Raw genomic sequence first — 3,046 nt, forward strand, 5'->3', positions numbered from 1 at the left:
TCTTGATGGGTCTTGCGAAACACCGATTGGAGGTTTGGCGGAATTGGACGGCGGCAATTTGCGGCTGCGCGGGGAGATTTTGCGCACCGATGGCACTGAAGTGTTTGCAGATGAGTCCACCGGACTTGTCGAAGATGGCGCTGAAATGGGCCGTATGATGGCAGAGAAACTGCTTGCGCAGGCAGGGCCTGATTTTTTCTAATCGTCTGAATGGCAGGATTTTCCGGAAATTCCCGTGACGCGCGAATTCTAGAATTCTCACGTCATTTTGGTGGGATGACTTTGCCGGGGTTCAGAATGTTATTTGGATCAAGAGCCGCCTTGATCGCCCGCATCGCATCCAGTGCAACGGGGTCCTTGCGCCGTTTCATCGTGTCGAGCTTCGAGACCCCAATCCCATGTTCTGCGCTGAAAGACCCTCCCAGCTCTTGCACCACATCCTCGACGGCTTGCACAAGCGCGTCCATCACTCCGGGATCATTGCGACTGACGTAGCTTGTGTGGTGGATGTTGCCATCACCCAAATGGGCCACGATGACTTCGCATGCGTTTGCATCAATCGCTTTGATACGCGGGGTCAGCGCAGTCTCAAATGCGGCAATCTTGTCGAGTGGCAAGGCCACGTCCGTGTTCACGAACACGCCGCCGAAAAAGGCAACTTCGCCGGCGTCTTCGCGCCGTTTCCACATTGTGCGGCGCTGGGTATCATTTTGGGCGATGACTGCGTCAAGGACTGTCCCCGTCTCAAGCTCTTTCTCCAGGGTTTCCGTGAGCGCGCGGACCACGGGCAGGCTACCGTCCGTGTCGGGCACTGCGTCATGGGCTTTCGTCGCTGCAACTTCGACCATGATGTTTATGTCATAAGCGGCGTCAAACGGGGCCGGGGCATCCGGGAACAGTTCCATATGCTTGTCGATGTAGCTGCGCGGCATGTACTCAAATGCCTCAACGCCACCGCCGGTTTCGTCCTGTAGTCGGTGCAGCAATGACAACGCATCAGGCAGCGACGACACCGCGACCATTGCCGTCACGTAGGCGCGCGGCTTGCTGTGCAGTTTGAGAACTGCTGCTGTAATGATCCCCAGCGTGCCTTCTGCCCCGATCACCAGATTGCGCAAATCAAGGCCGGAGTTGTCTTTGTGCAGCGCGTTCATCAAGTTCATCACGCGCCCATCGGCCATGACCACCTCCAGCCCGAGGCAAAGTCCGCGTGTGCTGCCATAGCGCACGACGTTTGACCCACCTGCATTGGTCGACAGCAAGCCGCCGATCATGGCAGAGCCACGTGCCCCCAGTGTCAAAGGGAAGATCAGGTCATGGGCTTCTGCGGCATCGTGCAGATTGGATAGGATCACCCCTGCGCCGACTGTGGCCGTGCGTGCGTCGGGATTGATTTCGGTAATCTGGTTGAGCCGCTCTAACGAAAGCAGCAATGCGCCATCGGCCAGTGTCGCGCCCGTCAGTCCGGTACGGCCAGAGGCTGGGACGACTGGCGTTTTTGTGTCACTTGCGATTTTCAGGATCGCGGACACATCAGCGGTGTTGCCGGGGCGCAGAACGCCCAGAGGCGTTGACGTATAGGCCCCTGTCCAGTCCTTGCCGTAGGGCGCGGCATCTGCGCCTGTCAGGACATTCGCGGCGCCTATGGCCGCTTCGATTTGGGACAGGATGGTCATGGGGCCTCATGCGCAAGTATTCGTGCAAGCTAGCCGGAATTAAAAGGTTGCGAAAGCCTAAGGACGGTCTGTTTTGTGCAACCCGTAAGTCGGGCCATCTGCACGCGATGCGCGACCGCCAAATGAAAGAAAGCATGGTGGTGGCGTGGGGGAGACTTGAACTCCCGACCTAACGATTATGAGTCGTTCGCTCTAACCAACTGAGCTACCGCGCCGTACCACGAGCGACCGATTACGCAATGGGGAGTCAGGTGTCAAACCGATTCTGACTGTAACGCGGGTTTAAACCCACCATGCTTTAATCATACCGCAGTTCCGTCGCCTTTCCACGAAAGATGAAGTAGCTCAACACTGTGTAGGCAATGATTGTCGGAAGCACGATACTGGTGCCGATCAGGATGATGAACAGGCTTTCTGGCGCGCTTGCTGCCTCATAGATCGTGATCTGTTCCGGCACAACATATGGGTAGAAGCTATAAGCCATCCCGCCGAATGCCATTACCCAAAGCGCTGTCGCTGCCGCGAATGGCAGCCAGGAATAGCGGTCCTCCGAAAACGGCATTCTGCGCAGCATCGCCCAAAGCCAGTAAACCAGCAAAGCCGATAGGATTGGCAGCGGCGACAAGTAGAGCGCCTCTGGCAAGCTGAACCATTTTTCAAAGATCCGCGTGCTGACGAAGGGTGTCGCCAGAGAGATCGCGCCGATCCCCAGCGCAAGCCCCCAGATACCGCCCTGCGCCCATTTCACGGCCTTGTATTGCAGTGAGTGCGCTGTCTTGTGGATCACCCACGTCGCCCCGATAAAGCTATAGCCTACGGTCAAAAACACCGCTGTGAGCATTGCAAACGCAAAGTTCGTCCATGTCCATTCCAGCCCCATGACGTACATCCCCAGCATGAAACCTTGGCTGAGTGAGGTCATCAATGACCCGGTGAAAAACGCATTGTTCCAAAGCCGTTTGTGCGGGGCCGGTGCCTTGGCGCGGAATTCGAATGCGACACCGCGCAGGATCAGACCGATCAGCATGATCGCCACGGGCAGATAAAGTGCCGTCAGGATCGCCCCGTGCGCGGCTGGAAATGCGACCAGCAACAGGCCGACTGCCAAGACCAGCCATGTTTCATTCGCGTCCCAGAACGGCCCGATTGACGCAATCATCCGGTCTTTTTCGTCGTCCTCGGCGAAAGGAAACAGTACCCCAACACCAAGATCGAAACCATCCAGGACCACATAGATCAGGATTGAGAGACCCATCAGGCCCGCAAAGGCGAACGGCAGCCAGACAGTGGGATCGCCAAAATAGTTCATCTCGCTTACTCCGCCGGAACAGGGTTGGGGGCAGGTGTCGGTGCGATACGCGTGCCAATTT

At 57.1% G+C, this 3,046-nt stretch carries 2 protein-coding genes, 1 tRNA gene and 1 pseudogene; 1 reads left to right on the top strand and 3 read right to left on the bottom strand.

What is annotated here, in order from left to right; all coding sequences use genetic code 11:
- A pseudogene (locus tag ACFDSS_RS14355) lies at positions 1-202 on the top strand (hydroxymethylbilane synthase); the annotation flags it as partial.
- 61 nt (positions 203-263) lie between these two features.
- Here ACFDSS_RS14355 and ACFDSS_RS14360 read toward each other — a convergent pair.
- The 3 genes from ACFDSS_RS14360 to ACFDSS_RS14370 all read right to left on the bottom strand — a co-directional run bounded on the left by ACFDSS_RS14360 (position 264) and on the right by ACFDSS_RS14370 (position 2,985).
- Positions 264-1,676 carry an FAD-binding oxidoreductase gene (locus ACFDSS_RS14360; RefSeq protein WP_375256398.1) on the bottom strand — a complete coding sequence of 471 codons (1,413 nt, stop codon included), beginning with the start codon at positions 1,674-1,676 and terminating at the stop codon, positions 264-266.
- 138 nt (positions 1,677-1,814) lie between these two features.
- Positions 1,815-1,891: transfer RNA gene (locus tag ACFDSS_RS14365), tRNA-Met, on the bottom strand.
- A gap of 83 nt (positions 1,892-1,974) precedes the next feature.
- The gene (locus tag ACFDSS_RS14370; RefSeq protein ID WP_375256399.1) at positions 1,975-2,985 is read right to left on the bottom strand and encodes a cytochrome d ubiquinol oxidase subunit II; all 1,011 of its coding nucleotides are present in this window, start codon (positions 2,983-2,985) and stop codon (positions 1,975-1,977) included.
- Positions 2,986-3,046 lie beyond the last annotated feature (61 nt).

Origin of the sequence: Yoonia sp. (assembly GCF_042093035.1) — a bacterium.
Classification (GTDB): Bacteria; Pseudomonadota; Alphaproteobacteria; order Rhodobacterales; family Rhodobacteraceae; genus Yoonia.

Coding starts and splice junctions, on each gene's coding strand:
- ACFDSS_RS14360 (WP_375256398.1), bottom strand. CDS start 1,676: ATGACCATCCTGTCCCAAATCGAAGCGGCCATAGGCGCCGCGAATGTC.
- ACFDSS_RS14370 (WP_375256399.1), bottom strand. CDS start 2,985: ATGAACTATTTTGGCGATCCCACTGTCTGGCTGCCGTTCGCCTTTGCG.